The sequence below is a fragment of the Pseudomonas sp. AM4(2022) genome, assembly GCF_036346515.1.
In the GTDB taxonomy this organism is placed as follows: Bacteria; Pseudomonadota; Gammaproteobacteria; order Pseudomonadales; family Pseudomonadaceae; genus Aquipseudomonas; species Aquipseudomonas paracarnis.
The window spans coordinates 464761-488777 of record NZ_JAOTNW010000001.1; the positions used below are offsets into that span (position 1 = coordinate 464761).

Consider the following 24017-nt stretch of genomic DNA (forward strand, 5'->3'; position numbering starts at 1 on the left):
CCCTGCTACCGCACTCGGAACAGGGGCTGAAATATCAGCAAGTTAGCCTGACGAGGCTGCGCTCATGGCTTGATCGCATACTGCATTGCCAGTATCGGCGAGCTGCTTTTCGCGAACCTATTCGCCGACAGCCAGGAATGGCATTGCCGCCGGAGAATGTGTTCGCCGACAAAAGAAAAAAAGGAGTCCGCCTGTGGCTATTCGCTATGGCAAAGGGCTGATAGGAGGCGCGGTTGTCGTCGCGCTCCTGGCCCTGCTGGTCCACTGGATCGGCATCAACACGATCGAACTGTACCGCGACGATTTGTTGTTTTACCTGCAAGCTCATCTGATTCTTGTCCTAGTCTCCATGCTGGCAGCCCTGATTGTGGGCATCCCCGCCGGTATCCTGCTCAGTCGACCCAACATGGTCGGGCGCGCAGAACGTTTCATGCAGATCTTCAACATCGGCAACACCGTCCCTCCCCTGGCCGTACTGGCCATCGCCCTCGGCGTCCTCGGCATCGGCAGCGGCCCGGCCATCTTCGCGCTGTTCCTCGCCTCCCTCCTGCCCATCGTGCGCAACACCTACGAAGGCCTGAAAAACGTTCAGGGCTCCCTCAAGGAAGCCGCCACCGGCATCGGCATGACCCCACGCCAGGTGCTGTTTCGTGTGGAACTTCCCAACGCCGTGCCGATCATCATCGGTGGCGTGCGCGTGGCCCTGGCGATCAACGTCGGTACCGCACCGCTGGCCTTCCTGATTGGCGCCAACAGCCTCGGCAGCCTGATCTTCCCCGGCATCGCCCTGAACAACCAGCCGCAACTGTTGCTCGGCGCCGCCTGCACCGCGCTGCTGGCATTGCTGCTTGATGGCCTGGTGACCATGGCCAGCCGCCTCTGGCTGGAACGCGGGTTACGCCCGTCTTAAGCCCGGTAAAGGAATTCACATGAAAAAACTGAGCTTGATATTAGGCTGCGTCCTGCTGCTTGCAGGTATTGCGCAAGCCGCCGAAAAACCCGTGATCCGCATCGGCGCCCGGGTGTTCACCGAGCAGACCCTGCTCGCCGAAATCACCTCCCAATACCTGCGCACCAAGGGCTACGACGCCCGTGTGACCGGCGGCCTGGGCAGCAACCTGGCACGCAGTGCCCAGGAAAGTGGGCAATTGGATCTGATCTGGGAATACACCGGCGTGTCCCTGGTGGCCTACAACCATATCGACGAGAAACTCGACAGCGAGCAGTCCTACGCTCGGGTCAAAGAACTCGATGCGAAAAAAGGCCTGGTTTGGCTATCGCCGTCGCGCTTCAGCAACACCTATGCCCTGGCACTGCCGGAGAAAGTCGCCCAGGAACATCCCGAGATCAACAGCATCAGCGACCTCACCAAAGCCATGGCCGAAGACACCAAGGAACACCGCCTGGTCGCCCTGGACACCGAGTTCGCCAACCGCTCCGATGGCCTGGCCGGCATGGTCAAGCTGTACGACATGAACCTGACGCGCAAAAACACCCGGCAGATGGACGCAGGCCTGGTCTACACCGCGCTGCGTAACGGCCAGGTGTTCGCCGGTTTGGTCTACACCACTGACGGTCGTCTCAATGCCTTTAAATTGAAGCTTCTGGCAGACGACAAACACTACTTCCCCGACTACACCGCAGCCCCGGTGATCCGCCAGGAATACCTCGACCAGCACCCGCAACTGGCCGCCGAACTCAAGCCTTTGGCCAACCTGTTCGACGATGAAACCATGCGTCAGCTCAATGCACGGGTCGACGTCGACCATGAAAGCCCCTCCGCCGTTGCCGCCGATTTCCTGCGCCAACATCCAATCAACTAAAAAGGAGAAGACATGGAATTTTTGAACGCCTTTTCCCATCTTGATTGGGCCCAAGTCCTGCACTTGACCTGGCAGCACATCACCCTGGTCGGCATCGCCGTGATCCTGGCGATTTTTATTGGCGTGCCCCTGGGCATTCTGATGACACGCTTCCCGACCCTCGCAGGCCCCTTGCAAGCCAGCGCCACAGTGTTGCTGACCGTGCCCTCCATTGCGCTGTTCGGCCTGCTGCTGCCGTTCTACTCCAAGTTCGGTCAGGGCCTGGGGCCAATGCCGGCGATCACCGCCGTGTTCCTGTACTCCCTGCTGCCGATCATGCGTAACACCTATCTTGCGCTGACCGGCGTAGAGCCAGGCATTCGCGAAGCCGCACGCGGCATCGGCATGACCTTCGGCCAGCGCCTGCGCATGGTCGAACTGCCGATTGCCGTGCCGGTGATTCTCGCTGGCGTGCGCACCGCCGTGGTGATGAATATCGGTGTGATGACCATCGCCGCCACCATCGGTGCCGGTGGCCTGGGTGTACTTATTCTGGCTTCCATCAGCCGCAGCGACATGTCGATGCTGATCGTCGGCGCCGTGCTGGTCAGTCTCCTGGCCATCTTCGCCGACCTGCTTCTGCAATGGCTGCAACGCTCGCTGACTCCAAAAGGATTGCTCAAATGATCGAACTTCAAAACCTGTCCAAGACTTTTCAAAGCAACGGCAAGACCGTCACCGCCGTCAACGATGTAAGCCTGACCGTCAACGAAGGCGAGATTTGCGTATTCCTGGGGCCCTCGGGCTGCGGCAAGAGCACCACGCTGAAGATGATCAATCGCCTGATCAAACCCACCTCGGGCAAGATCCTGATCAACGGCGAAGACACCACCGACCTTGACGAGGTGACCCTGCGTCGCAACATCGGCTACGTGATCCAGCAGATCGGCCTGTTCCCCAACATGACCATCGAAGAGAACATCGTAGTGGTGCCCAAGCTGCTCGGCTGGGACAAGCAAAAATGCCATGACCGCGCCCGCGAGTTGATGAGCATGATCAAGCTGGAGCCCAAGCAGTACCTGCATCGCTACCCGCGTGAATTGTCGGGTGGGCAGCAACAGCGCATCGGTGTGATCCGTGCCCTGGCGGCCGACGCGCCGTTGCTGCTGATGGATGAGCCGTTCGGCGCGGTCGACCCGATCAACCGCGAGATGATCCAGAACGAGTTCTTCGAGATGCAGCGCGCGCTGAACAAGACCGTGATCATGGTCAGCCACGACATCGACGAAGCCATCAAGCTAGGTGACAAGATCGCCATCTTCCGCGCCGGTAAACTGCTGCAGATCGACCACCCGGACACGCTGCTGGCGCACCCGGCCGACGAGTTCGTCAGCAACTTCGTGGGCCAGGACAGCACCCTCAAGCGCCTGCTGCTGGTGAAAGCCGAAGACGCAGCGGACAACGCCCCGTCGGTGAGCCCGGAAACCCCGGTGGCCGATGCCCTGGAATTGATGGACGAGCATGACCGCCGCTACGTGGTGGTCACCTGCGCCGAGAACAAGGCGCTGGGTTATGTACGTCGTCGCGACCTGCATCGCCAGGCCGGCACCTGCGGCCAGTACCTGCGCGAGTTCAACGCCACGGCGGCGTATGACGAGCATTTGCGCATCCTGCTGTCGCGCATGTACGAGTTCAACCGCTCGTGGCTGCCGGTGATGGATGCCGAGCGCGTGTTCCTGGGTGAAGTGACCCAGGAGTCGATTGCCGAATACCTGAGCTCCGGTAAGTCCCGTGGAGGCAAGACCAGTATTGTCTCTCCGGCCGAAACTGCTTTGGCCTGATAGATCGCTATCGCAGGCGAGCCAGCTCCCACAGGGGAATGCATTCCAGCATAAGAATGCAGTTCAAATGTGGGAGCTGGCTTGCCTGCGATGAATACACCGCAAATCCATCTGATTAGCCCCATCCGGGGAACATCAATCCGTCACACCGGTCGGTTACATAAGTAGCTGCACGCGGCCGCGCGACGAACGCGTGCAAAAACGCGACATTTTTAGTTGATCCCACGCCCGCCAAGCCCTAAAGTTCGCGCCGAACGTCCATGCTGGAAACGATCCATCCGGCTCAAGTACTGACGACGAGACAGCAAGGCCAAGGGCAGCTTACCCCGTGGCCTTTTTGCTTTCGGCGACATGCCTTGGGAAGTAGGCGAACCAAAGTGGGGATACGGAGGACGTTCATTTGCACCCATTGCTAATTTCAGTTTGCCCTTAGGAGTTCCCAGCATGTCGATCAACGTCGAAGATTATTTCGCGCGCGCCACTTTTGACAAAATGAAGGCGTTCGCCGACAAGCAAGAAACCCCATTCGTGGTGATCGACACCGCGATGATCAGCCAGGCCTACGATGACCTGCGCGCCGGTTTCGAATTCGCCAAGGTGTATTACGCCGTCAAGGCCAACCCGGCCGTGGAGATCATCGACCTGTTGAAAGACAAGGGTTCGAGCTTCGACATCGCCTCGATCTACGAGCTGGACAAGGTCATGGACCGCGGCGTCAGCGCCGACCGTATCAGCTACGGCAACACCATCAAGAAATCCAAGGATATCCGCTACTTCTATGAGAAGGGCGTGCGCCTGTTCTCCACCGACTCCGAAGCCGACCTGCGCAACATCGCCAAGGCCGCGCCGGGTTCGAAAGTGTATGTGCGCATCCTCACCGAAGGCTCGACCACTGCCGACTGGCCGTTGTCGCGCAAATTCGGCTGCCAGACCGACATGGCCATGGACCTGCTGATCCTCGCCCGCGACCTGGGCCTGGTGCCTTACGGCATCTCGTTCCACGTCGGTTCGCAACAGCGCGACATCAGCGTATGGGACGCGGCGATCGCCAAGGTCAAAGTGATCTTCGAGCGCCTGAAGGAAGAAGACGGCATCGAGCTGAAGCTGATCAACATGGGCGGCGGCTTCCCGGCCAACTACATCACCCGCACCAACAGCCTGGAAACCTACGCCGAAGAAATCATCCGTTTCCTCAAGGAAGACTTCGGTGACGACCTGCCGGAAATCATCCTGGAACCTGGCCGTTCGCTGATCGCCAACGCCGGCATCCTGGTCAGCGAAGTGGTGCTGGTAGCGCGCAAGTCCCGTACCGCCGTCGAGCGCTGGGTGTACACGGATGTGGGCAAGTTCTCCGGCCTGATCGAAACCATGGACGAAGCCATCAAGTTCCCGATCTGGACCGAGAAAAAAGGCGAGATGGAAGAAGTGGTCATCGCCGGCCCGACCTGCGACAGCGCCGACATCATGTACGAAAACTACAAGTACGGCCTGCCTCTGAACCTGGCGATTGGTGATCGTCTGTACTGGTTGTCTACCGGTGCCTACACCACCAGCTACAGCGCAGTTGAGTTCAACGGGTTCCCGCCGTTGAAGTCGTTTTACGTGTAAGACCGCTTCGCATAAAAAACCCATGACGCGTCATGGGTTTTTTTGGCTCACGAAAAAGTCGCAGCACGTTGTTGATATGCCTCAGCCATGGCGCGAATTCGCGGATCATCCGCCTGCGCCAGCGCCTTGTGCGCCGTTCGCAGAAACTTGAGATTCCCGCCCTCCAGCGCCTTGTGCAACCACTCCAGCGCCGCGTCGATCTGGCCGCTGTCGGCCAGCACCGCCGCATGGCTGAACTGCCCGCGGAAATCCCCAGCTTGGGCTGAACGGCGATACCACTCGACAGCCGCCTCAAGGTCCCTGGGGCAATGCTGCCCGTCTTCCAGGTAACGCCCGAGCAGGTTCATCGACTTGGCGTGGCCCTGCTCGGCGGCCTGGCGATACAGCGCCAGTGCTTGCGCCTGGTCTTCAATAACGCCACGGCCGGTAGCCAAGAGGTTGGCGTAGTTGTACTGCCCCCAATCCAACCCGGCGTGTGCCGCCAGGCGATATTCCCGCGCTGCGGCGGCTTCATCGACAGCGCAGCCCCAGCCATGCTCCCGGCAACGCCCGATCATATTGCGCGCCATCAGGTGCCCGCCCTGCGCGGCAATCTGGAACCAGCGCAGTGCCAGGGCCTCATCACGTGCGATGCCACGCCCTTGCAGCAAGATTTGACCGAGCAGGGCCTGGGCATCGACCACCCCTGCCTTGGCGGCGATCAGGATGGCCTGGGCGGCGCGCACCGGGGAGTCATCGAGCATGCTCTGCAATTGTTCGACGTTGAGCACTTCTTCGCGGCGCAATAAAAAACCCATGCTCAGACCTCGACCCAGCGGCGCAACAGGTTGTGGTAGGTGCCGGTGAGCTGGATCAGCGCAGGGTGGTCGGGCACGTCGCGGGTCAGTTGCTGGATCGCGCCGTCCATTTCGAACAGCAAGGTGCGTTGGCTGTCTTCGCGCACCAGGCTTTGGGTCCAGAAGAACGAGGCATAGCGCGCGCCACGGGTCACCGCGTTGACCTTGTGCAGGCTGGAGCCGGGGTACAGCACCATGTCGCCGGCGGGTAGCTTGACCCGCTGCAGGCCGAACGTGTCCTGGATCTCCAGTTCCCCACCGTCGTAGTCGTCGGGGTCGCTGAAGAACAACGTGGACGAAAGGTCGGTGCGCACGCGCTCATGGCTGCCTTTGGGTTGGCGCACCGCGTTGTCGATATGAAAGTCGAAACTGCCGCCAGCGGTGTAGCAGTTGAGCAGTGGCGGGAAGACTTTATGCGGCAGCGCGGCCGACATGAACAGCGGGTTGCTCCACAACCGTTCCAGCATCGCCGCGCCGATTTCCTTGGCCAGGGGGTGGCCTTCGGGTAATTGCAGGTTGTGCTTGGCCTTGGCCGACTGGTGCCCGGCGGTGATTTTGCCGTCAGCCCATTCGGTCTCTTCCAGGGCCTGGCGAATGCGCAGCACCTCCTCGCGAGAGAACAGGCCGGGAATGTGCAGCAACATGGGGGCAATACCTGCGATCAGAGAGGCGTCAATGGTATTGATTCTTATCCTCTCTGTAAAACGCAGGGACGAACGAGAGCGCAAAATCCGTAACAAAAAAGTGTAAAGAATGTAAATTTGATGCGAATAGCAATATCTCGCAATTGATACAAAGTCTTGTTGGCCCTATATTCCGCGGCCTCACATCCTTGGGGAAGGGACACGTCATGTCGCGCACTATTCTAAAAATACCGGCCCGTTCGCCACGCATGCTGGCCTCCGCCATTGGCGTTGCCCTGAGTGCCGGCTCCGCCGCCCACCTGGCACAGGCCGCTGAAAATACCGAGTCAAAAGGCGAGCGCAACCCTATCTCCCTCGGCGCCACCAACATCACCGGCCAAGAACAGGACAACACCTCCTACCAGGTGGAAAAAGCCTCGTCGCAGAAGTACACCGCGCCGCTGGTGGACACGCCGCGTTCGGTCACTGTGGTGCCGCAACAAGTACTCAAGGACACCGCCGCCACCTCGTTGCAGGATGCTTTGCGCGCCGTACCGGGTATCACCTTCGGCGCCGGTGAAGGGGGCAACCCTCAGGGCGACCGCCCGTTCATCCGTGGTTTCGATGCCCAGGGCGATACCTACCTCGATGGCGTACGCGATACCGGCGGCCAGAGCCGTGAGATATTCGACATCGAGTCCATTGAAGTCAGCAAAGGCCCGAACTCTTCATTCGGCGGCCGTGGCTCGGCCGGTGGCAGCCTCAACCTGGTGAGCAAGACCCCACAAGCGCGGGACTTCACCAACGGCGGCTTTACCTACGGCTCCGACCAGACCCGCCGCTACGTGCTCGACGTGAACCGCCAGTTCCTGGACGACAGCGCGGCATTCCGCCTGAACCTGATGAGCCATGAACAAAACGTGGCTGGCCGCGATGCGGTGAACTACGACCGTTGGGGCGTGGCGCCGTCGCTGACGTTTGGCCTGGGCACACCGACCCGTGTCAACCTCAGCTACTACCATATGGAAAGTGATGACCTGCCGGATTCGGGGATTCCGTATGGCTATGGCTCAGCGACCGCCACGGCCCACGCGCATGACAAACCCAACGACGGCGGCGACAGCAACAACTTCTACGGTTTGAAAAGCCGTGACTTCCGCAAGACCCGCGCCGACATCAGCACGTTCTCCATCGAGCACGACCTGAACGACAACATGACGCTCAAGAACACCCTGCGCCACGGCAGCACCGGCCAGGACTATGTGCTCACTCAGCCGGATGACAGCAAGTTCAACGTCAACCGCTACGGCACCGTCTGGCGTCGCGCCAACAGCCGTGTCTCCACCACGACCACAACCACCAACCAGACCGATCTGTTTGGCAGCTTCCAGGCCTTGGGCTTCAAGCACACTTACTCCACTGGCCTGGAGTTTACCGGTGAAGAGACCCGTGTCAGCGGCTATACCGTTTCGCCAAACGGAAACCCAGTGTGCAATCCGGCCAAAGGCAGCCTGGGTGGTCAGTGCACCTCGCTGAGCAACCCGAACCCGGACGACGCCTGGAACGGCAGCATTGCGCGCAACTACATGGGTACCAACACCAAGGCCACCAGCCGTGCCGCCTATGTGTTCGACACCATCGAACTCGATCCGAAATGGTTGCTGAATGTCGGCCTGCGCTATGACACCTTCGATACCGAGGCCAACACCAACGCAGTGCCGAGCCCGACCGTGAAAGGCCGCACCAAGATCAAGGACGACAGTCAGTTCTTCAACTGGCAGGCCGGCCTGGTGTGGAAGCCGGTGGAGAACGCCAGCATCTACGCCTCTTACGCCACATCGGCCACGCCAGCCGGTGGCCTGGTAGGCGAAGGCTCCGACGGCAACCCGTTGTCTGCCGGTGCCGCCACCAGCGACTTGCAGCCAGAAGAAACCGTCAACTACGAACTGGGCACCAAATGGGACCTGTTCCACGACCGCCTGTCCCTGACCGCAGCCGTGTTCCGCACCGAGAAGAAAAACACCCGCATCCTGGTGGATGCGCTCACCTACCAGAACGCTGGTGAATCTCAGGTCGACGGCATCGAGTTGTCCGCCAGCGGCAAAATTACCGAACAATGGCAGGTGTTCGCGGGCTACAGCTATCTGGACAGCGAACTGGTTAAATCCGGCCTCAATGGGCGTAACGGTGTGGTGAGTGCTGGCTCTAACAAAGGCAACCAGATGCCCAACACGCCGAAGAACTCCTTCAGCCTGTGGACCACCTACGACATCACCCCCAAGCTGACCGTCGGCGGCGGCGCCTTCTACGTCGATGAGGTTTACGGCGATGCCGGCAACACCGTGTATGTGCCGTCCTACACCCGCTACGACGCCATGGCCAGCTACAAGCTGACCAAGAACGTCGACCTGCAATTGAACGTGCAGAACCTGACCGACAAGACCTACTACGACAAGGCCTATTCGGCGCACTTCGCCAACCAGGCGGCCGGTCGTACGGCGTTGTTGACCACCAGCTTCCACTTCTAAAAGCGGTCAAGGTTCAGCCAGGAGCCCCACACATCGGATGCGTGGGGCTTTTGCGTGTTTCCCGGCAACTCACGGCATAATGCGCGCCGTGATCAGATATCCAGCTAAGCGAGGCGCTCCGACGTGTTGAAGAAAACCCTGTTCCAGTTGCATTGGTTCTTCGGCATCACGGCCGGGCTGGTGCTGGCCTTGATGGGGGTCACCGGGGCCGCGTACTCGTTCCAGGACGAGATCCTGCGGGCGCTCAACCCCACCGTGTTGAGCGTGCAGAAACGCGAGGCCGGTGTACTGCCGCCCGCCGAGCTGGTACGCAAATTGGAAGCGGCCGAAGGCAAGACCGTGGCCATGCTGTGGGTAGAAAGCGACAGCGGCAACGCCGGCCGTGTGTCCTTCACCCCGCCACCGGGCGAGCGCCGTGGCCAGATGCGCTACTTCGACCCGTACACCGGCGACTACATGGGTGACGCTGTCGGCCAGGACCTGTTCGGTTTTATCCTGCAACTGCACCGCTTCCTCGCCATCGGCGACACCGGGCGCAATATCACCGGCGCCTGCACCCTGATCCTGTTGTTCTTCTGCCTCTCCGGCCTGTACCTGCGCTGGCCGCGCCAGGTGAAAAGCTGGCGTGTCTGGTTGACCCTGGACTGGCGCAAAAAGGGCCGCAGCTTCAATTGGGACCTGCACTCGGTATTCGGCACCTGGTGCCTGCTGTTTTATCTGTTGGCGGCGCTGACCGGGCTGTATTGGTCCTACGACTGGTACAACCGTGGCGTGACCAAACTGCTGTCCGACGCGCCGCAGAACGAGCGCATGCGCAAGCGCGGCCCAGCCCCCGCAGGCCCGGCTCCGGTGGCCAACTACGACGCGATCTGGAGCAGCATCTACAGCAACGCCGGCCCCGACTTGAGCGCCTACAACATTCGGATGCCTGCGGTCGCCGGGCAACCGGCCACCGTGTATTACCTGCTCTCTTCATCGCCCCATGACCGCGCGCTGAACCAGATCAACCTGGACCCGGCCACCGGCGAGGTCAAATCCCACGAGCGCTACGCCAGCAAAAGCCTCAAGGCGCAGTTGCTGACCAGTGTGTATGCGCTGCACACCGGCAGCTATTTTGGCCTGGTCGGGCGCATCGTCCTCACCGTCAGCTCACTGCTAATGCCGCTGTTTTTCATCACAGGCTGGCTGCTGTACCTCGACCGACGTCGCAAAAAGCGCCAGGTCCGCGATGCCCGCAAAGGTCTGACACATAACCACAGCGATGCTCCGGCCTGGCTGATCGGCTTCGCCAGCCAGAGCGGCTTTGCCGAACAACTGGCCTGGCAAACGGCAGGGCAACTGCAGGCTGCGGGCCTGGCGGTGAAAGTGCAGCCCCTGGGCAGTGTCAGCCGCGACGACCTCAGCCAATCGCAGAACGCGCTGTTCGTGGTCAGTACCTTTGGCGACGGCGAAGCCCCCGACAGCGCCCGTGGGTTCGAGCGCAGCGTGCTCGGCCAGGCGCTGCCCCTCAAAGGCTTGAACTACTCGGTGCTGGCCCTGGGTGACCGGCAGTACGAACATTTTTGCGGCTTTGCCCGGCGCCTGCATTTCTGGCTGACCAACCAGGGCGGCACCCCGCTGTTCGCCCCGGTGGAAGTCGACAGCGGCGACAGCCTGGCGCTGCAGACCTGGCAACAGCAACTGGGCCAGCTCACCGGGCATGCTCCGGTAGCGGCCTGGCCAACGGCCCAGTACGAAAACTGGACCCTGAGCCAACGCACTCTGCTCAACCCCGACAGTGTCGGCTCGCCCGTCTACCTGCTGGGCCTCACATCCACGTCTGCGCACAGCTGGCTGGCCGGCGACCTGGTGGAAGTCCTGCCGCGCAATTGCCCCTGGGCCATCGAACACTTCCTGGCCGGACTGGGCTTGGTCGGCAGCGACGGCGTGGTGATCGACGGCGTGGCCCACACCCTTGATCAGGCCCTGGCCACGCGCCAACTACCGGACAACCGCACGCACCTGGTCGGCCTGCACGCCCAGGCATTGGTGGATGCGCTGGTCCCCCTGGGCATGCGCGAATACTCCATCGCCTCGATTGCCAGCGACGGCGTGCTGGAGCTGATCGTGCGCCAGGAGCGCCACCCCGACGGCAGCCTGGGGCTTGGCTCCGGCTGGCTGACTGAACATGCCGCCCTCGGCTCGGCCATCAGCCTGCGCCTGCGGCGCAACAGCGGCTTCCATTTGCCCGACGCGCCTGTGCCGCTGATTCTGCTGGGCAACGGCACCGGCCTGGCGGGCCTGCGCAGCTTGCTCAAGGCGCGCATTGCCGATGGCCAGCAGCGAAACTGGCTGCTGTTTGGTGAACGCAATATCGCCCACGACTACCTGTGCCAGGACGAACTGCAAGGCTGGCTCGCCAGTGGAGACCTGGCCCTGCTGGACCTGGCGTTTTCCCGTGATCAAGAGGAGAAGGTCTACGTACAGGATCGCCTGCGCGAGTCAGCGGATGTGCTGCGCAAATGGCTGGCGGACGGCGCAGCGATTTATGTGTGTGGCAGCTTGCAAGGGATGGCGACGGGGGTGGATCAGGCACTGCTGGAGATCTTGGGCAATGAGGCGGTAGAGCGCCTGATCGAACAGGGCCGCTATCGTCGGGATGTCTACTGACCCTGCTAACGCCTGCCTTGATCGTTCCCACGCTCCGCGTGGGAATGCCGCCCTGGACGCTCCGCGTCCGCTCTTGACGGCGTGACGCGGAGCGCCACAGGATGCGTTTCCACGCAGAGCGTGGGAACGATCAGGCCGGTTGCAGTTTTTGCTCGAACACTGAAACCCCGTCCAAATCCCGCAGCATCACCGTCAACTCTCCCGTCTGCCCATCAATCTGCACTTCACCAAAAAACTGAAAGCCCGCAAACGGCGAGGTGTTCTGTGCCGGTGGCGCCTTCTGGAATACCACGTGCGGGCCAAAGGTTTTGTCCAGCGGATTGGGCCCGAAGCTCCCGGCATTCAAAGGCCCCGCTACAAACTCCCAGAACGGCTCGAAATCCTGGAACGTCGCACGGTCAGGGTGATAGTGATGCGCTGCACAGTAATGCACATCGGCCGTCAGCCACACGTGGTTGCGCACCTTGTGCTCATGCAGGAACCCCAGCAGTTCGGCGATCTCCAGCTCACGCCCTTGCGCCGGGCCAGGGTCGCCATTGGCGATCGCTTCCCAACGCGCCACGCCGGGGCTGACTTCACCGTCGGGCACGCCCAGGCCAATGGGCATGTCGGCGGCGACCACCTTCCACTGCGCTTGCGATGCCTTGAGACCGCGCTTGAGCCAGTCCAACTGCTCACGCCCGAGGAAGGGTTTTTCAGCGCCCAGGTTGTCGTCATTCGGCCCGCGATAGCTGCGCATATCCAACACAAACACATCCAGCAGCGGCCCATAACTGAGCTTGCGATAAATGCGCCCGCCACCGTCGGCGCTCTGTCGGCGCATGGGTGAATATTCCAACCAGGCCTGGCGGGCACGGCCCACCAGGGTGTTGATGTCGCGGGTCTGGTAACGCTCATCCAACTGCTTGCTCGATGACCAGTTGTTGATCACCTCGTGATCGTCCCACTGCCAGATCTGCGGCACCTCGGCATTGAAGCGGCGCACGTTTTCATCCAGCAGGTTGTAGCGGTAATTGCCGCGATATTCATCGAGGGTTTCGGCGACTTTGCTTTTGGCTTCAGTGGTGATGTTGCGCCAGATGCGCCCGCCTTCAGTGGTGAGCTGCGCGGGGACCGGGCCGTCGGCGTAGATGGTGTCGCCGCTGTGGATAAAAAAGTCCGGCAGGCGCAGGCGCATGGCTTCATAGATGCGCATGCCACCGATGTCCGGGTTGATGCCGAAGCTTTGGCCGACGGTGTCGCCGCTCCACACAAAACGGATATCACGCCGCTGTTGCGGCACGCTACGCAAGTGGCCGAACCAAGGCTCGCTGGCGACGCCGCTCTGGGCATCTTCGAAGTGCACGCGGTAGAAAATCGCCTGGTCGACCGGCAGCCCGGTAAGCTCGATACGGGCGGTAAAGTCGGTGCGGCTATCAGCCAGGGGCGAGACGAATCGGCGCGGGTTGCTGAACACGCTGCGAGTGTCCCACTCCACCACCATTTTCGCCGGGCGGTCGCTGCGGCTCCAGATCATCGCGCGATCGCCCTGCAGGTCGCCCGATTGCACGCCGTCAGTGAGTTGCGGCCGGTCCTTCACCGAAGCGATCACCGCCGGCGCCAGGCCCGGCAACAACAGGCCAGCGCCCACGGCTTGCATCACACGGCGGCGACCGAGATCGAAGTGGCTCATGCAGGTGCCCTCTTGAGTATCAAAAGGGCCACTTAAACATGATGGGATGAAGCGCAGATGACAGGATCCAACTGTAGGAGCGAGCTTGCTCGCGAAAAACGTCAACGATCACGCGGGCTTGCTAAATGAACGCGGCGCCGTTGAGTTCTTCGCGAGCAAGCTCGCTCCTACAGGGTATTGGTCAGGCAGTCACGGCCAGCTCGGCCGCTTCCGGCCGCTTGAGCACGGCATACACCAACCCGGTCAAAACACTGCCCGCCACAATCGCCAACAAGTACAACAACGCATGGTTCATCGCATTCGGAATCACCAGCACAAACAACCCGCCATGGGGCGCGGCGAGTTTGCAGCCAAAGTACATCGACAGCGCGCCGGTCAACGCACCACCGGCGATGCTGGCCGGAATGACGCGCAGCGGGTCTTTGGCGGCGAAGGGAATCGCGCCTTCGGAGATAAAGCACAGCCCCAGGATCATCGCCGCCTTGCCGGCCTCGCGCTCGGTCTGGGCGAACTTGCGCCGGGCCAGTAACGTAGCGATGCCCATGCCAATCGGCGGCACCATGCCGGCGGCCATGGTCGCGGCCATCGGCGCGCCGCTCGACGCGGCCAGCAGGCCAACCGAGAACGCATAGGCCGCCTTATTGATCGGCCCGCCCAAGTCCACGCACATCATGCCGCCGAGCAGAATGCCCAGCAGCACCGCGTTAGTGGTGCCCATGGTGCTGAGGAAATCCGTCAGGCCCGTGAGCAAGCGGGCGACCGGTGGGCCCACCAGGTAGATCATCACCAAGCCGGTAAACAGGCTCGCCAGTAACGGGATGATCAGGATCGGCTTGAGCGCTTCCAGGCTCTGGGGCAGTTGCACCGCGCGGCTGATCAGCTTGACGCAATACCCGGCGACGAAACCGGCGAGGATGCCGCCGATAAACCCAGCCCCCAGCGTCCCCGCCAGCAGCCCGCCGATCATGCCGGGCGCAAGCCCAGGACGGTCGGCAATCGAGTAGGCGATGTAGCCCGCCAGCAGCGGCACCATCAACAGGAACGCCTGGTCACCCACGGATTTGAGCGCCGCCGCCAAGGTGCCGGGCTGTTCGAAGGCATGGATGCCGAACACAAACGACAAGGCGATCAGCAAGCCCCCCGCCACCACCATCGGCAACATGTACGACACGCCGGTGAGCAGGTGTTTGTAGACGCCGGTTTTCTCGGCCTTGGCCGGTGCACCGCTGGCCGCGCTTTCCACCGCACCTTCGGCGAGGGCTTTGTTGAGGATGGCTTCGGATTGCTTGAGGGCAATGCCGGTGCCACAGCGGTAAATCTTCTTGCCGGCGAAACGCTCGGTGGCGACTTCAATATCCGCCGCCAGTAGCACCACGTCTGCCTCGGCGATGGCTTGCGCGCTCAGTGGTGTACGGGCGCCCACCGAGCCTTGGGTCTCGACCTGCAAGTCGTAGCCCAAGCGCTTGGCGGTCTGCTGTAAGGCTTCGGCGGCCATGAAGGTGTGGGCCACCCCGGTCGGACACGCAGTAATCGCGACGATACGCGGCGCGTTCTTCGCCAATACCGGGGCGTCACTGGCGACATACACCTGCGCCTCTTCAGCGCCCCGGCGCAATACGCCTTCTACATCCGCCAGCGCCTGGGCCGGCGTGGCCTGGAACACGCGCTTGCCGACAAAACGCTGCATATTCACCGGGGTACTGCTGACCAGCAGCACCCACTCGGCCTCATCAATCGTCGCCTGGGACAACTGGCGTTCCGGGCGCTGCACATCGACGACTTCAACACTGGTGTGCAAGCCCATGCGCTGGGCGGCGGCGTCCAACAAGCGGGCGCACAGCACACTGGTGACCATGCCGTTAGGGCAGGCGGTAACAATGGCTAACTTCATCACAAACCCTCTTATTGTTCTGTCAGCGCGCGCACAGCGACGCCGCTTTCGAGATGCGCCAACTGCGCGTCATCGCTGATGCCAAAACCGATCTGTGTCACCGCCATCGCAGCAATCGCCGTGGCCCGGCGCAAGGTGTGCTCCGGCGTGTCGCCACTGAGCAAACCGTGGAGCATCCCGGCCAGCAGCGAGTCGCCGGCGCCCACAGTACTGGCCACTGCCACCTTGGGCGGCGTGGCGTGCAGAGCCGCACCCGGGCGGTACCAGGTCACACCTGCGGCGCCGTCGGAGACCACCACATGCTCGACGCCTTGCTGATGCAGTCGGCTGATGGCATCGGTGGCGTTACCCAAGGCCTCGGCCAACTCTTCGGTATTGGGTTTGACCAGCCACGGGCCAACCTCCAACCCCAGGCGCAGCGCTTCGCCACTGGTGTCCAGGGCGACTTTCAACCCGAGGTCTTTCAACGCCTCCAGCAAACCTTTAAACCACTGCGGGCTGACGCCGCGCGGCAAGCTACCGGCCACCACCACCGCATCGAACTCCGGCCCAATCATCGCGATCATTTTGAGCAGCGCTTTTTGCGCCTCTTCAGTCACCTGCGGCCCCGGTGCATTGATGTCGGTAACCCGCCCATCCTGTTCGGCAATCTTGATGTTGCTCCGGGTTTCGCCGGGGACACGGATGAAGGCATCGCCAAACCCACGGCGCTTGATCAGCGCCTTGAAAGCCTGGGGGTTGGCACTGCCGAGGAACCCGCCCACGCTGACGTAATGGCCCAGGTCCGCCAGCACCTGCGCCACATTCACGCCCTTGCCCGCCGCGTGGGTGAGCATCGCTTCACTGCGATTGACCTCACCGGGTTGCAGGTGCGCCAGGCGTACCGTGAGGTCCAACGCCGGGTTCAGCGTCAGGGTCAGAATATTCGCCATCTACACGGCCTCCACTAGGGCACGCACTTCGGCGGGCGAACCCACCGCCAGTGCTTGTTGCGCCAGGCACTGGGCCTCGCTCAGACTGAATTCACGCACCCGCGCCTTCACCTCGGGAATGCTGCGGGCCGACACGCTCAACTCATCCACACCCAGGCCGACCAGCACCGGCACCGCGAGCGGGTCCGCCGCCAACTCGCCGCACACGCCCACCCATTTGCCGTGGGCATGGGCGGCGCGCACGGTGATGTCGATCAGTTGCAGGACTGCCGGGTGCAAGCCATCGGCCTGGGCCGACAGGGTCGGGTGGCCGCGGTCGATGGCCAGGGTGTACTGGGTCAGGTCGTTGGTGCCGACGCTGAAGAAGTCGACTTCCTTGGCGAGGACCGGCGCCAGCAACGCGGCTGAGGGCACTTCGATCATGATCCCCAGTTGCAGGTCCACCACTGGGATCTCCAGGCGCAGGCGCTCGGTCATGTCCCGGGCGGCGCGCCACTCATCGACGCTGCCGACCATGGGGAACATGATGCGCAGCGGGCGGTTATCCGCTGCACGCAGCAATGCGCGCAGTTGCGCTTCCATGATCTGCGGGCGTTGCAACGTCAAGCGAATGCCGCGTACACCCAAGAAGGGGTTTTCCTCTTCGGCGATCGGCCAATAGGGCAAGGGCTTGTCACCGCCCACATCCAGGGTGCGCACCACCAACGGGCGACCATTGAGGCCGTCGAGTACGCGACGGTATTCGGCCTCCTGGGTGGCCTCGTCCGGCGCCTGGGGGTGGGCCATGAAAATCAGTTCGGTGCGCAGCAGGCCAATGCCTTCGGCGCCCTGCTCCACTGCACTGGCCACCCCGGCGCTTTCGCCAATGTTGGCGAACACTTCCACGGCGTGGCCGTCACGGGTCAGCGCCGGTTCATGGCGTTGGGCCGAAGCGGCTTGCAAGCGCTGTTCGCGGCTGTCGCGCTCCACGGTGGCCCGTTGCAGGGTGGCGGCGTCGGGGTCCACATGCAGGCGACCGCGCTGGCCATCGAGTAACAGCGGCGTACCGGCGTTGAGCAGTAACACCGCAGCGCCAGCGCCGACCAAGGCCGGAATGCCCAGGGCGCGAGCGACGATGGCACTGTGGGCGGTGGCGCCGCCCCGGGCGGTGAGAATGCCGGCAACGCGGGCCGGGTCCAGACGCGCCACGTCCGAAGGGCCGACCTCTTCCATCACCAGGATGTAGGGCTCGCTCGGTTCCTGCACGCTTTGGACGCCGCACAACTGGGCCAGCACGCGGCGGCCGATGTCACGCAAGTCCGCAGCGCGCTCGGCCAGCAAGGCATCCTGCAAGGCTTCCTGTTGCTTGGCGGCGGCTTCGATCACGCTCATCCAGGCGGCTTCGGCGCTTTCGCCTTGCTTGAGGCGGGTGTCGACTTCGTCGGTCAGTTCCGGGTCGTCGAGCATTTCCTGGTGGGTGATGAAAATTTCGCGGATGGCCTTGGCCTGGCTACGCTCGATCAAGCCCTGGATATCCGTGCGCACGTCGCTCAAGGCCGTGTGTAGGCGCTGGCGTTCGGCGGCGGCGGATTCACCGCGCAACGGGTAATCGAACACCTGCGGCACCTGGATATGGGCCGGGCCGATGGCGATACCCGGCGCGGCGGCAATGGCCTGGAGTTGGCTACCGCTCAGTGGCGCACTGAGCACGGGTTCGATATCGACCTGTGCTGGCTGTGCGCTTACGGTGGGCAAGGGCTCGACCTCTTCGCCAAGGCCCTCTTGCACGGCGGCCAAGAGGGCGGGCAGTGCATCGCCGGCCACCGTCGGCTCGGCCACAAACTCCAGCACCTGGCCACGACGTGCGCCGAGGCTGAGCAACTTGCTCAGGCTTTTGACCGACACGGCACCCACCGCGCCGTCGACGATGCGCACGCGAATATCGCCATCAAAACTTTTCGCCAATTGCGCCAGGATCTTGGCCGGGCGTGCATGCAACCCGTGGGCGTTGGCCAGGGTAATGCGGGCGCTGGGCCAGTCCGGCGGCAGTTCACCGCCCAGCACTTCCAGCACCGCGCGGCTGCTGGTGGCGCGTCCCAACTCCTGGCCGCGCCCTTCAATTAGCAAGGCACACAGGCGTTCGAGCAGGGTCTGGTGCGCTTCACCAAGGCTCGCCAGGCAGAACAGGCCGTGCAAGGGTTGGCCGAGGTAACGCATGGGCTTGTCCGGCGTCACAAAGGCCAAGCCCGGACGCTTGACCGTCTGTTCGCTGTGCAACCACCACAGGCCATCGCCCAGGGGCAGCGCGTCGACCTGCTGCAATACGGCGGCAAAGCCATTGCTCACACAGTCGGCCTGGCGCAGCAGGCGTGCGCCGCGCCACACCAACTCTTCAAAATCATCGGCCGACACGCCCAGGCTGATCATCTGCGCATCCAGCGCCAGTTCCTGGGGTGCGCCTTGCAACAGTTTCAACAGCGCTTCGGCACTGCCGGCACGGCGCAACGCCTGGCCCAGGTCGGTTTCACCGAGGGCACGGGTGAGCAGTTGCAGCAGGCGCAGGTGTTCATCGGATTTAGCCGCGATGCCAATCGCCAGGTAGACGATCTGGCCATCGCCCCAGTCCACCCCTTCGGGGAACTGCAGCAGGCGCACACCAGTGGAAAACACCTGGTCGCGGGTTTCTGGCGTGCCGTGGGGAATAGCGATGCCTTGGCCGAGAAAGGTCGAGCCTTGGGCTTCACGGGCTTGCAGGCCACTGAGATAACCTTCGGCAACCAGGCCATCGGCCACCAGTTTGTCAGCGAGCAGGTGCAAGGCAGCAGATTTATCCACAGCCACCTGGCCCATGGATATCTGCTCTACAGTGAGCTCAAGCATGCCGTTCTCCTAGTTAGTGCGACGGGCGCACTAGGTATTGTTGTAGGTAAATAGGTTCAAAATTAACTGACTGAGCGGTCAATTGGCAGTAGTCACTCAGTGGCGAACATCGTAAAAATACGCTTGCTGAAACGTTTAATCTAGAATTTATGGCAGATTACGCGTTAATTGCGCAAGCTTGAAGGGCCACTCGGCGCTTGCTGTGGGACATTGGTCGAATGCTGGAATCGGTTACGATTGGACAAAATGTCGGGGCGAGCGCCAAAAAACAAGGAAATCCCGGTTTGAAACTCAGTGATATCGCACGTCTGGCCGGTGTGTCCGTTACCACCGCCAGCTATGTCATCAACGGCAAGGCCGAACAGCAGCGCATCAGCAACGCAACCGTTGAGCGTGTGCGTGCCGTGGTCCAAGCCCATGGCTTTACCCCCAACCCTCAAGCCGCCGGGCTGCGCAGCCGGCATACGCGAACCTTGGGGTTCATCCTGCCAGACCTGGAAAACCCCAGCTACGCACGCATCGCCAAACTACTGGAACAAGGGGCACGGGCGCGGGGCTATCAACTGCTGATCGCCAGCTCCGATGATGAAGCGGACAGCGAACGCCAACTGCTGCAACTGTTCCGGGCGCGGCGTTGCGATGCGCTGTTCGTCGCCAGTTGCCTGCCGGCCAGCGATGACAGCTATCGCGAGCTGCAGGCCAAGGGGCTGCCGGTGATTGCCATCGACCGGGAGATGGAGCCGAACCAGTTCTGCTCCGTGGTCAGCGACGACCACCAGGCCTGCAGGCAACTCACCAGCAGCCTGCTGCAGCCGCTGCCCAAACAGATCGCACTGATTGGCGCGCGGCCCGAGCTGAGCATCAGCCAGGCCCGTACCGCCGGTTTCCGTGATGCGCTGCAGGGCTTTACGGGCGAAGTGATCATCGAACAGGGCGAAGCCTTCAGTCGTGACTGCGGCCGAGAGCTGATGGAGCAACTGCTGCAACGCCTGGGGCATTTGCCGGACGCGTTGGTAACCACCTCCTACGTACTGCTGCAAGGCGTGTTTGATGCGCTGCATGACTTCCCCCTCAAGTCACGCCCCCTGCGCCTGGGCACCTTCGGCGATACCCAGTTGCTGGATTTCCTCCCGCTGCCGGTCAACGCCATGGCCCAGCAACATCAATTGATTGCCGAGACCGCCCTGCGCCTGGCCCTGGCCGCCATTGAAGAAGAACAGTACCAACCCGGCGTGCATGCGATTGGCCGGACCTTCAAGCAGCGTATCCACGAGGCCTGAGCGTGGAGCTGATCGACACCCACACGCACCTGGACTTCGAGGACTTCGACCAGGATCGCTCGCACGTCCTTGCCCGCAGCCGTGAACTCGGCGTGCGGCGCCTGGTGGTGCTGGGGGTGTACCAGAAAAATTGGCAGCGGCTGTGGGACTTGGTGCAACAGGACGAAGGCTTGTTCGCCGCCTTCGGCTTGCACCCGGCGTATCTCGATGAGCATCGCCCCGCAGACCTGCTGGAGCTGGGCGACTGGTTGACGCGCCTGCATGGCCACCGGCAACTGTGCGCCGTGGGCGAAATTGGCCTGGATTACTTTCTGGAACAGTTGGACCACGAGCGCCAGCAACAGTTATTTGAAGCCCAGCTGAAACTCGCGGTGGATTTCCAACTGCCGGCCTTGCTCCACGTTCGCCGCAGCCACGCCGCCGTGATTGCCACCCTCAAGCGCATCCGCGTGCCCAGAGGCGGCATCATCCACGCGTTCGCTGGCAGCGCTGAAGAGGCGCGCGAGTACATCAAGCTGGGGTTCAAACTGGGCCTGGGCGGCGCTGCCACCTGGCCCCAGGCGTTGCGCATGCACCGGGTACTGGCGCAGTTGCCACTCGACGCCGTGGTGCTGGAAACCGATGCGCCGGATATGGCCCCGGCCATGTACCCCAACCAGCGCAATAGCCCGCAGCACCTGCCAGACATCTGCACGGCCCTGGCCGAGCGCATGGGCACCCGCCCTCTATTGCTGGCTGAGGCGAGCACACGCAATGCGTGCGAGCTGTTCAACTGGTAGCGGACTGATCACCTGCAACCTCAAGATCATCGTCTGTCGATGGCGGGCATAGCGCACCACCAGCAAATGGATCAGCACGGCGACCAGCGAAACGTTCAGTTGCCCGATCACACTGAGCAGCCCCAACCATTCAGCGAACAAGGCCACCAGCAAGGTCACGCATGTCAGCATGATCATGCTCGGACGTACCAGCGCCCATTGGTCCAGGGCCTTGAACTGGCGCAACTGCTTGACGCACTCCAACTGCAAACCGCAGTGGCAATACGTACAGTCAAACGGCACATCAATGGCAATGGCATTCAGTTGCCAAGGCTTGAGTTCAAACGTCATGTCGCACTGGGCGCAATGCCCTTTGATACCGATTGCAGCGGCCATCGTCGTGTCTCCTCGTGACCGTGACGGATGAAATAAATTTTCACCTATTCACGCCGCGATAAAACATGCCCAGGTAAATCAAGACATCGGCCACAGGGGCGGTAGCTACATCCTTCAGAACCTCCCTACACCCGAAACGCACCAATCAATTGCTTCAACTCAACCACCTGGATTGCCAACTGCCGACTGGCCGCTTCCGTGTGCTGGGCGCCTTGCGCCGCATGTTCGCCGGCGCGGTTGATTTCGACAATATTCTGGTCGATGTCCTGGGCGACCGCCGTTTGCTGCTCCACGGCGGCGGCGATCTGCTGGTTCTGGTCGACGATCATCCCTACCGCTCCCAGGATATTTTCCAGAGCTTGCTGGACTTTTTCCGACTGCCCCACCGTGCCATTCGCCATTTCATGGCTGCTGCCCATGGCCTTCACCGCCGCACCGACGCCGCTGTGCAAGCGGATGATCATCTGCTCGATTTCCTCGGTGGAGTGCTGTGTACGCCGAGCCAGGGTGCGCACCTCGTCAGCCACGACCGCAAACCCACGCCCCTGGTCACCGGCGCGCGCCGCCTCGATGGCTGCGTTGAGCGCCAGCAGGTTGGTCTGCTCGGCAATGCTCTTGATCACTTCCAAAACGCTGCTGATGGACTGGCTGTCGGCAGCCAGTTGGTTGATCACCCGCACCGACTCGTCGATCTCCGCCGCCAGGCGCGCGATGCCGCCTTGCTGGGATTGCACCAGCGCACGCCCGGTGACCGTTTCATCATTGACGCTCTGGGCACTGCTGACCGCCGCCGCCGCGCTGCGCGCCACCTCCTGGGCGGTGGCGGACATCTGGTTCATCGCCGTCGCCACTTGTTCGATCTGGCTGCGCTGTCCGGACACCGCCTGGTTACTCTGTGCCGACACCGCCTGCACCTGGCCGGCCTGCAACTCCACCTGGCTGACCGTATGCCCAACGCGCTCGATCAGGTCATGAATCTTGGCCACGGTGCCATTGAACACCTGGCCCAAATCCCCGAGTTCGTCACGGCTTTGAGCCACGAAGGTGACCGTCATGTCACCCGCCGCCACTTTGTCCATCATCGCCCCCAGGCGGCGCAAAGTGGTGCGAGTGGAAACAAAGAAACCGGCATAGAGATAGAAAATCAGCGCAAACACCGCCGCCAGGGCGGCGATCAGCAACACCATGTGCAGGCGGTTTTGCGCCAGGCGCTGCTGCAACTGCTGCCCGAGGAACGCCAGGGTGGCGTCATCCAATTGATAGGTCTTGGCCATTAGTTGGCTGACGCCGTCATAAAACCCCTGCCAAGGCGCGTCGAGGGTTTCGGCCATCACCACCTGCTCTTCGAAAAACTCACTGCCTTGCTTAAGGCTCGCCTGGCTGGCTTGCGCCGACACGTCGAGGGCGGCGTGCGCGGCCTGGCTGGCGCCCAGCGCGTCCTGCAGCTTCAGGCCATATTCACCATGAAGTTTTTCAAGCTGCTGCAGCAGTTCGTCAAAACGGGTGCTGGAGGACGAATTGATAAAACCCTGCCCCAGGGAATACGCGCCCATCGCACGGCCTTCACCCAAGGCCTGGGTGACTTGAGGGGTGACGGTGGTGACCAGGTCACTGAGCTGGCGCAGATCACTTTGCGGATCACGGCTCAAGCCGGCTTGGCTGGCAATAATCTGGCTGAACATCTGGGCCTGGTTGAGTAACTTGCCGATCAACGCCGCCTTGTTGAGCAACGAGGTTTCCTGTTGCTGAGCCTTGAACGCAGCGATCAGCTCATCGCGCTTACTGTCGAAGACGGCAACGTGCTCGGGCTGGGTCGCGATGGCGCGCAAGCCCTGCAAGCGCTCCACTACACTGGCTTCCAAGGCGCTGATCCTGGTCTCCAGGTCTGCCGCTTTGCCAGACTGGCCGAGGGTGGCGTTGATCTGTACCTGGTTGTTGAGGGTTTCCAGCTCGCGACGCAACGCCAGGCTGCTGCCAAGCAGGTCAAGGCTTTGCAGTTCGACGCGGGTGCCCTGGTATTCGCGCCACGAATCGCGCACCAGGTAATAGTTGGTCGCCAGCATCGGCAGCAGGAACAGCACGCTGATCAGGCTGAACTTCATGCCGAAGCTCAGGCGGTTCATCAGCGCGACGGCGGGATAGAGCAAGCTCTTCACAGGTGACCTCCCCTTCTTTTATTTTTATTGAGGCGCAGGGCGGCGGCAGATAGCCACTATTTGGCGCTCTATCTGTATAGCTCAATTCGAAAGGGAGTTTTGTAACGTAAGGTTAACGGCGTGTCTGGAGGCCAAATGTGGCAAGGGGAAAGCCCTAACGCCATGTAGGAGCGAGCTTGCTCGCGA

Annotated in this window: 17 protein-coding genes and 1 pseudogene; 9 read left to right on the forward strand and 9 right to left on the reverse strand. The window is 62.0% G+C overall.

Going from position 1 to position 24017, the window contains the following annotated elements:
* Positions 1–193 precede the first annotated feature (193 nt).
* The 5 genes from ODQ19_RS02060 (at position 194) to ODQ19_RS02080 (ending at position 5251) form a co-directional block, all read left to right on the forward strand.
* The gene (locus ODQ19_RS02060) at positions 194–910 is read left to right on the forward strand and encodes an ABC transporter permease (protein WP_004372306.1); all 717 of its coding nucleotides are present in this window, start codon (positions 194–196) and stop codon (positions 908–910) included.
* 19 nt (positions 911–929) lie between these two features.
* Entirely contained in the window at positions 930–1823 is an 894-nt protein-coding gene (locus ODQ19_RS02065; protein ID WP_330209219.1) for a glycine betaine ABC transporter substrate-binding protein, read from the forward strand.
* Between the two features lie 12 nt (positions 1824–1835).
* Positions 1836–2489 carry an ABC transporter permease gene (locus tag ODQ19_RS02070; RefSeq protein WP_003188473.1) on the forward strand — a complete coding sequence of 218 codons (654 nt, stop codon included), beginning with the start codon at positions 1836–1838 and terminating at the stop codon, positions 2487–2489.
* On the forward strand, positions 2486–3643 hold the full coding sequence (locus ODQ19_RS02075) for an osmoprotectant ABC transporter ATP-binding protein OsmV (protein WP_003188471.1): 1158 nt from the start codon (positions 2486–2488) through the stop codon (positions 3641–3643). Before ODQ19_RS02070 ends, ODQ19_RS02075 begins: the two co-directional genes overlap by 4 nt.
* Before the next feature lie 444 nt (positions 3644–4087).
* On the forward strand, positions 4088–5251 hold the full coding sequence (locus tag ODQ19_RS02080; protein WP_003188470.1) for a type III PLP-dependent enzyme: 1164 nt from the start codon (positions 4088–4090) through the stop codon (positions 5249–5251).
* A gap of 47 nt (positions 5252–5298) precedes the next feature.
* Here ODQ19_RS02080 and ODQ19_RS02085 read toward each other — a convergent pair whose 3' ends face one another.
* Both ODQ19_RS02085 and ODQ19_RS02090 read right to left on the reverse strand, forming a co-directional pair.
* Positions 5299–6048: a tetratricopeptide repeat protein gene (locus ODQ19_RS02085; RefSeq protein ID WP_330209220.1), complete on the reverse strand. Its 750-nt coding sequence runs from the start codon at positions 6046–6048 to the stop codon at positions 5299–5301.
* A 2-nt stretch (positions 6049–6050) separates the two neighbouring features.
* Positions 6051–6731, reverse strand: a complete 681-nt coding sequence (locus ODQ19_RS02090) for a Fe2+-dependent dioxygenase (RefSeq protein ID WP_003188464.1) — start codon at positions 6729–6731, stop codon at positions 6051–6053.
* Between the two features lie 206 nt (positions 6732–6937).
* Here ODQ19_RS02090 and ODQ19_RS02095 point away from each other — a divergent pair, with 206 nt between their 5' ends.
* Both ODQ19_RS02095 and ODQ19_RS02100 read left to right on the forward strand, forming a co-directional pair.
* Positions 6938–9238, forward strand: a complete 2301-nt coding sequence (locus tag ODQ19_RS02095) for a TonB-dependent receptor (protein WP_330209221.1) — start codon at positions 6938–6940, stop codon at positions 9236–9238.
* Between the two features lie 123 nt (positions 9239–9361).
* A complete protein-coding gene (locus tag ODQ19_RS02100) occupies positions 9362–11887 on the forward strand; it encodes a sulfite reductase flavoprotein subunit alpha (RefSeq protein WP_330209222.1) in 2526 nt (841 codons plus the stop codon).
* A 130-nt stretch (positions 11888–12017) separates the two neighbouring features.
* Here the strand turns inward: ODQ19_RS02100 and ODQ19_RS02105 are convergent, their stop codons facing one another.
* The 4 genes from ODQ19_RS02105 to ptsP all read right to left on the reverse strand — a co-directional run bounded on the left by ODQ19_RS02105 (position 12018) and on the right by ptsP (position 19241).
* A complete protein-coding gene (locus ODQ19_RS02105) occupies positions 12018–13559 on the reverse strand; it encodes an alkaline phosphatase D family protein (RefSeq protein WP_330209223.1) in 1542 nt (513 codons plus the stop codon).
* Positions 13560–13740: 181 nt separating this feature from the next.
* Positions 13741–15450 carry a PTS fructose-like transporter subunit IIB gene (locus ODQ19_RS02110; protein ID WP_330209224.1) on the reverse strand — a complete coding sequence of 570 codons (1710 nt, stop codon included), beginning with the start codon at positions 15448–15450 and terminating at the stop codon, positions 13741–13743.
* An 11-nt stretch (positions 15451–15461) separates the two neighbouring features.
* Positions 15462–16382, reverse strand: a complete 921-nt coding sequence (gene pfkB, locus ODQ19_RS02115; protein WP_330209225.1) for a 1-phosphofructokinase — start codon at positions 16380–16382, stop codon at positions 15462–15464.
* Positions 16383–19241, reverse strand: coding sequence for a phosphoenolpyruvate--protein phosphotransferase (gene ptsP / locus ODQ19_RS02120; RefSeq protein WP_330209226.1), 2859 nt, complete (start codon positions 19239–19241; stop codon positions 16383–16385). It abuts the gene before it with no gap.
* A 284-nt stretch (positions 19242–19525) separates the two neighbouring features.
* On the opposite strand from ptsP, the gene cra reads away from it, so the two are divergent.
* Both cra and ODQ19_RS02130 read left to right on the forward strand, forming a co-directional pair.
* Complete coding sequence (gene cra, locus ODQ19_RS02125) at positions 19526–20521, forward strand: catabolite repressor/activator (RefSeq protein ID WP_014716882.1); 996 nt, start codon at positions 19526–19528, stop codon at positions 20519–20521.
* Positions 20522–20523: 2 nt separating this feature from the next.
* Entirely contained in the window at positions 20524–21300 is a 777-nt protein-coding gene (locus ODQ19_RS02130; RefSeq protein ID WP_330209227.1) for a TatD family hydrolase, read from the forward strand.
* Here the strand turns inward: ODQ19_RS02130 and ODQ19_RS02135 are convergent.
* The 3 genes and pseudogenes from ODQ19_RS02135 to ODQ19_RS28125 all read right to left on the reverse strand — a co-directional run.
* A complete protein-coding gene (locus tag ODQ19_RS02135) occupies positions 21247–21675 on the reverse strand; it encodes a hypothetical protein (RefSeq protein ID WP_116668364.1) in 429 nt (142 codons plus the stop codon). The genes ODQ19_RS02130 and ODQ19_RS02135 overlap by 54 nt on opposite strands.
* Before the next feature lie 125 nt (positions 21676–21800).
* Positions 21801–22730, reverse strand: a complete 930-nt coding sequence (locus ODQ19_RS28120; RefSeq protein WP_442962719.1) for a methyl-accepting chemotaxis protein — start codon at positions 22728–22730, stop codon at positions 21801–21803.
* Positions 22707–23798, reverse strand: a pseudogene (locus tag ODQ19_RS28125) (methyl-accepting chemotaxis protein); the annotation flags it as partial. The pseudogene ODQ19_RS28125 and the gene ODQ19_RS28120, both read right to left, overlap by 24 nt.
* Positions 23799–24017 lie beyond the last annotated feature (219 nt).

What these genes read in the sequence shown, in the direction of transcription:
- ODQ19_RS02065 (WP_330209219.1), top strand. Translation starts at nt 930, where the DNA reads ATGAAAAAACTGAGCTTGATATTAGGCTGCGTCCTGCTGCTTGCAGGT.
- ODQ19_RS02070 (WP_003188473.1), top strand. Translation starts at nt 1,836, where the DNA reads ATGGAATTTTTGAACGCCTTTTCCCATCTTGATTGGGCCCAAGTCCTG.
- ODQ19_RS02075 (WP_003188471.1), top strand. Translation starts at nt 2,486, where the DNA reads ATGATCGAACTTCAAAACCTGTCCAAGACTTTTCAAAGCAACGGCAAG.
- ODQ19_RS02080 (WP_003188470.1), top strand. Translation starts at nt 4,088, where the DNA reads ATGTCGATCAACGTCGAAGATTATTTCGCGCGCGCCACTTTTGACAAA.
- ODQ19_RS02085 (WP_330209220.1), bottom strand. Translation starts at nt 6,048, where the DNA reads ATGGGTTTTTTATTGCGCCGCGAAGAAGTGCTCAACGTCGAACAATTG.
- ODQ19_RS02090 (WP_003188464.1), bottom strand. Translation starts at nt 6,731, where the DNA reads ATGTTGCTGCACATTCCCGGCCTGTTCTCTCGCGAGGAGGTGCTGCGC.
- ODQ19_RS02095 (WP_330209221.1), top strand. Translation starts at nt 6,938, where the DNA reads ATGTCGCGCACTATTCTAAAAATACCGGCCCGTTCGCCACGCATGCTG.
- ODQ19_RS02105 (WP_330209223.1), bottom strand. Translation starts at nt 13,559, where the DNA reads ATGAGCCACTTCGATCTCGGTCGCCGCCGTGTGATGCAAGCCGTGGGC.
- ODQ19_RS02110 (WP_330209224.1), bottom strand. Translation starts at nt 15,450, where the DNA reads ATGAAGTTAGCCATTGTTACCGCCTGCCCTAACGGCATGGTCACCAGT.
- pfkB (WP_330209225.1), bottom strand. Translation starts at nt 16,382, where the DNA reads ATGGCGAATATTCTGACCCTGACGCTGAACCCGGCGTTGGACCTCACG.
- ptsP (WP_330209226.1), bottom strand. Translation starts at nt 19,241, where the DNA reads ATGCTTGAGCTCACTGTAGAGCAGATATCCATGGGCCAGGTGGCTGTG.
- ODQ19_RS02135 (WP_116668364.1), bottom strand. Translation starts at nt 21,675, where the DNA reads ATGGCCGCTGCAATCGGTATCAAAGGGCATTGCGCCCAGTGCGACATG.
- ODQ19_RS28120 (WP_442962719.1), bottom strand. Translation starts at nt 22,730, where the DNA reads ATGACGGTCACCTTCGTGGCTCAAAGCCGTGACGAACTCGGGGATTTG.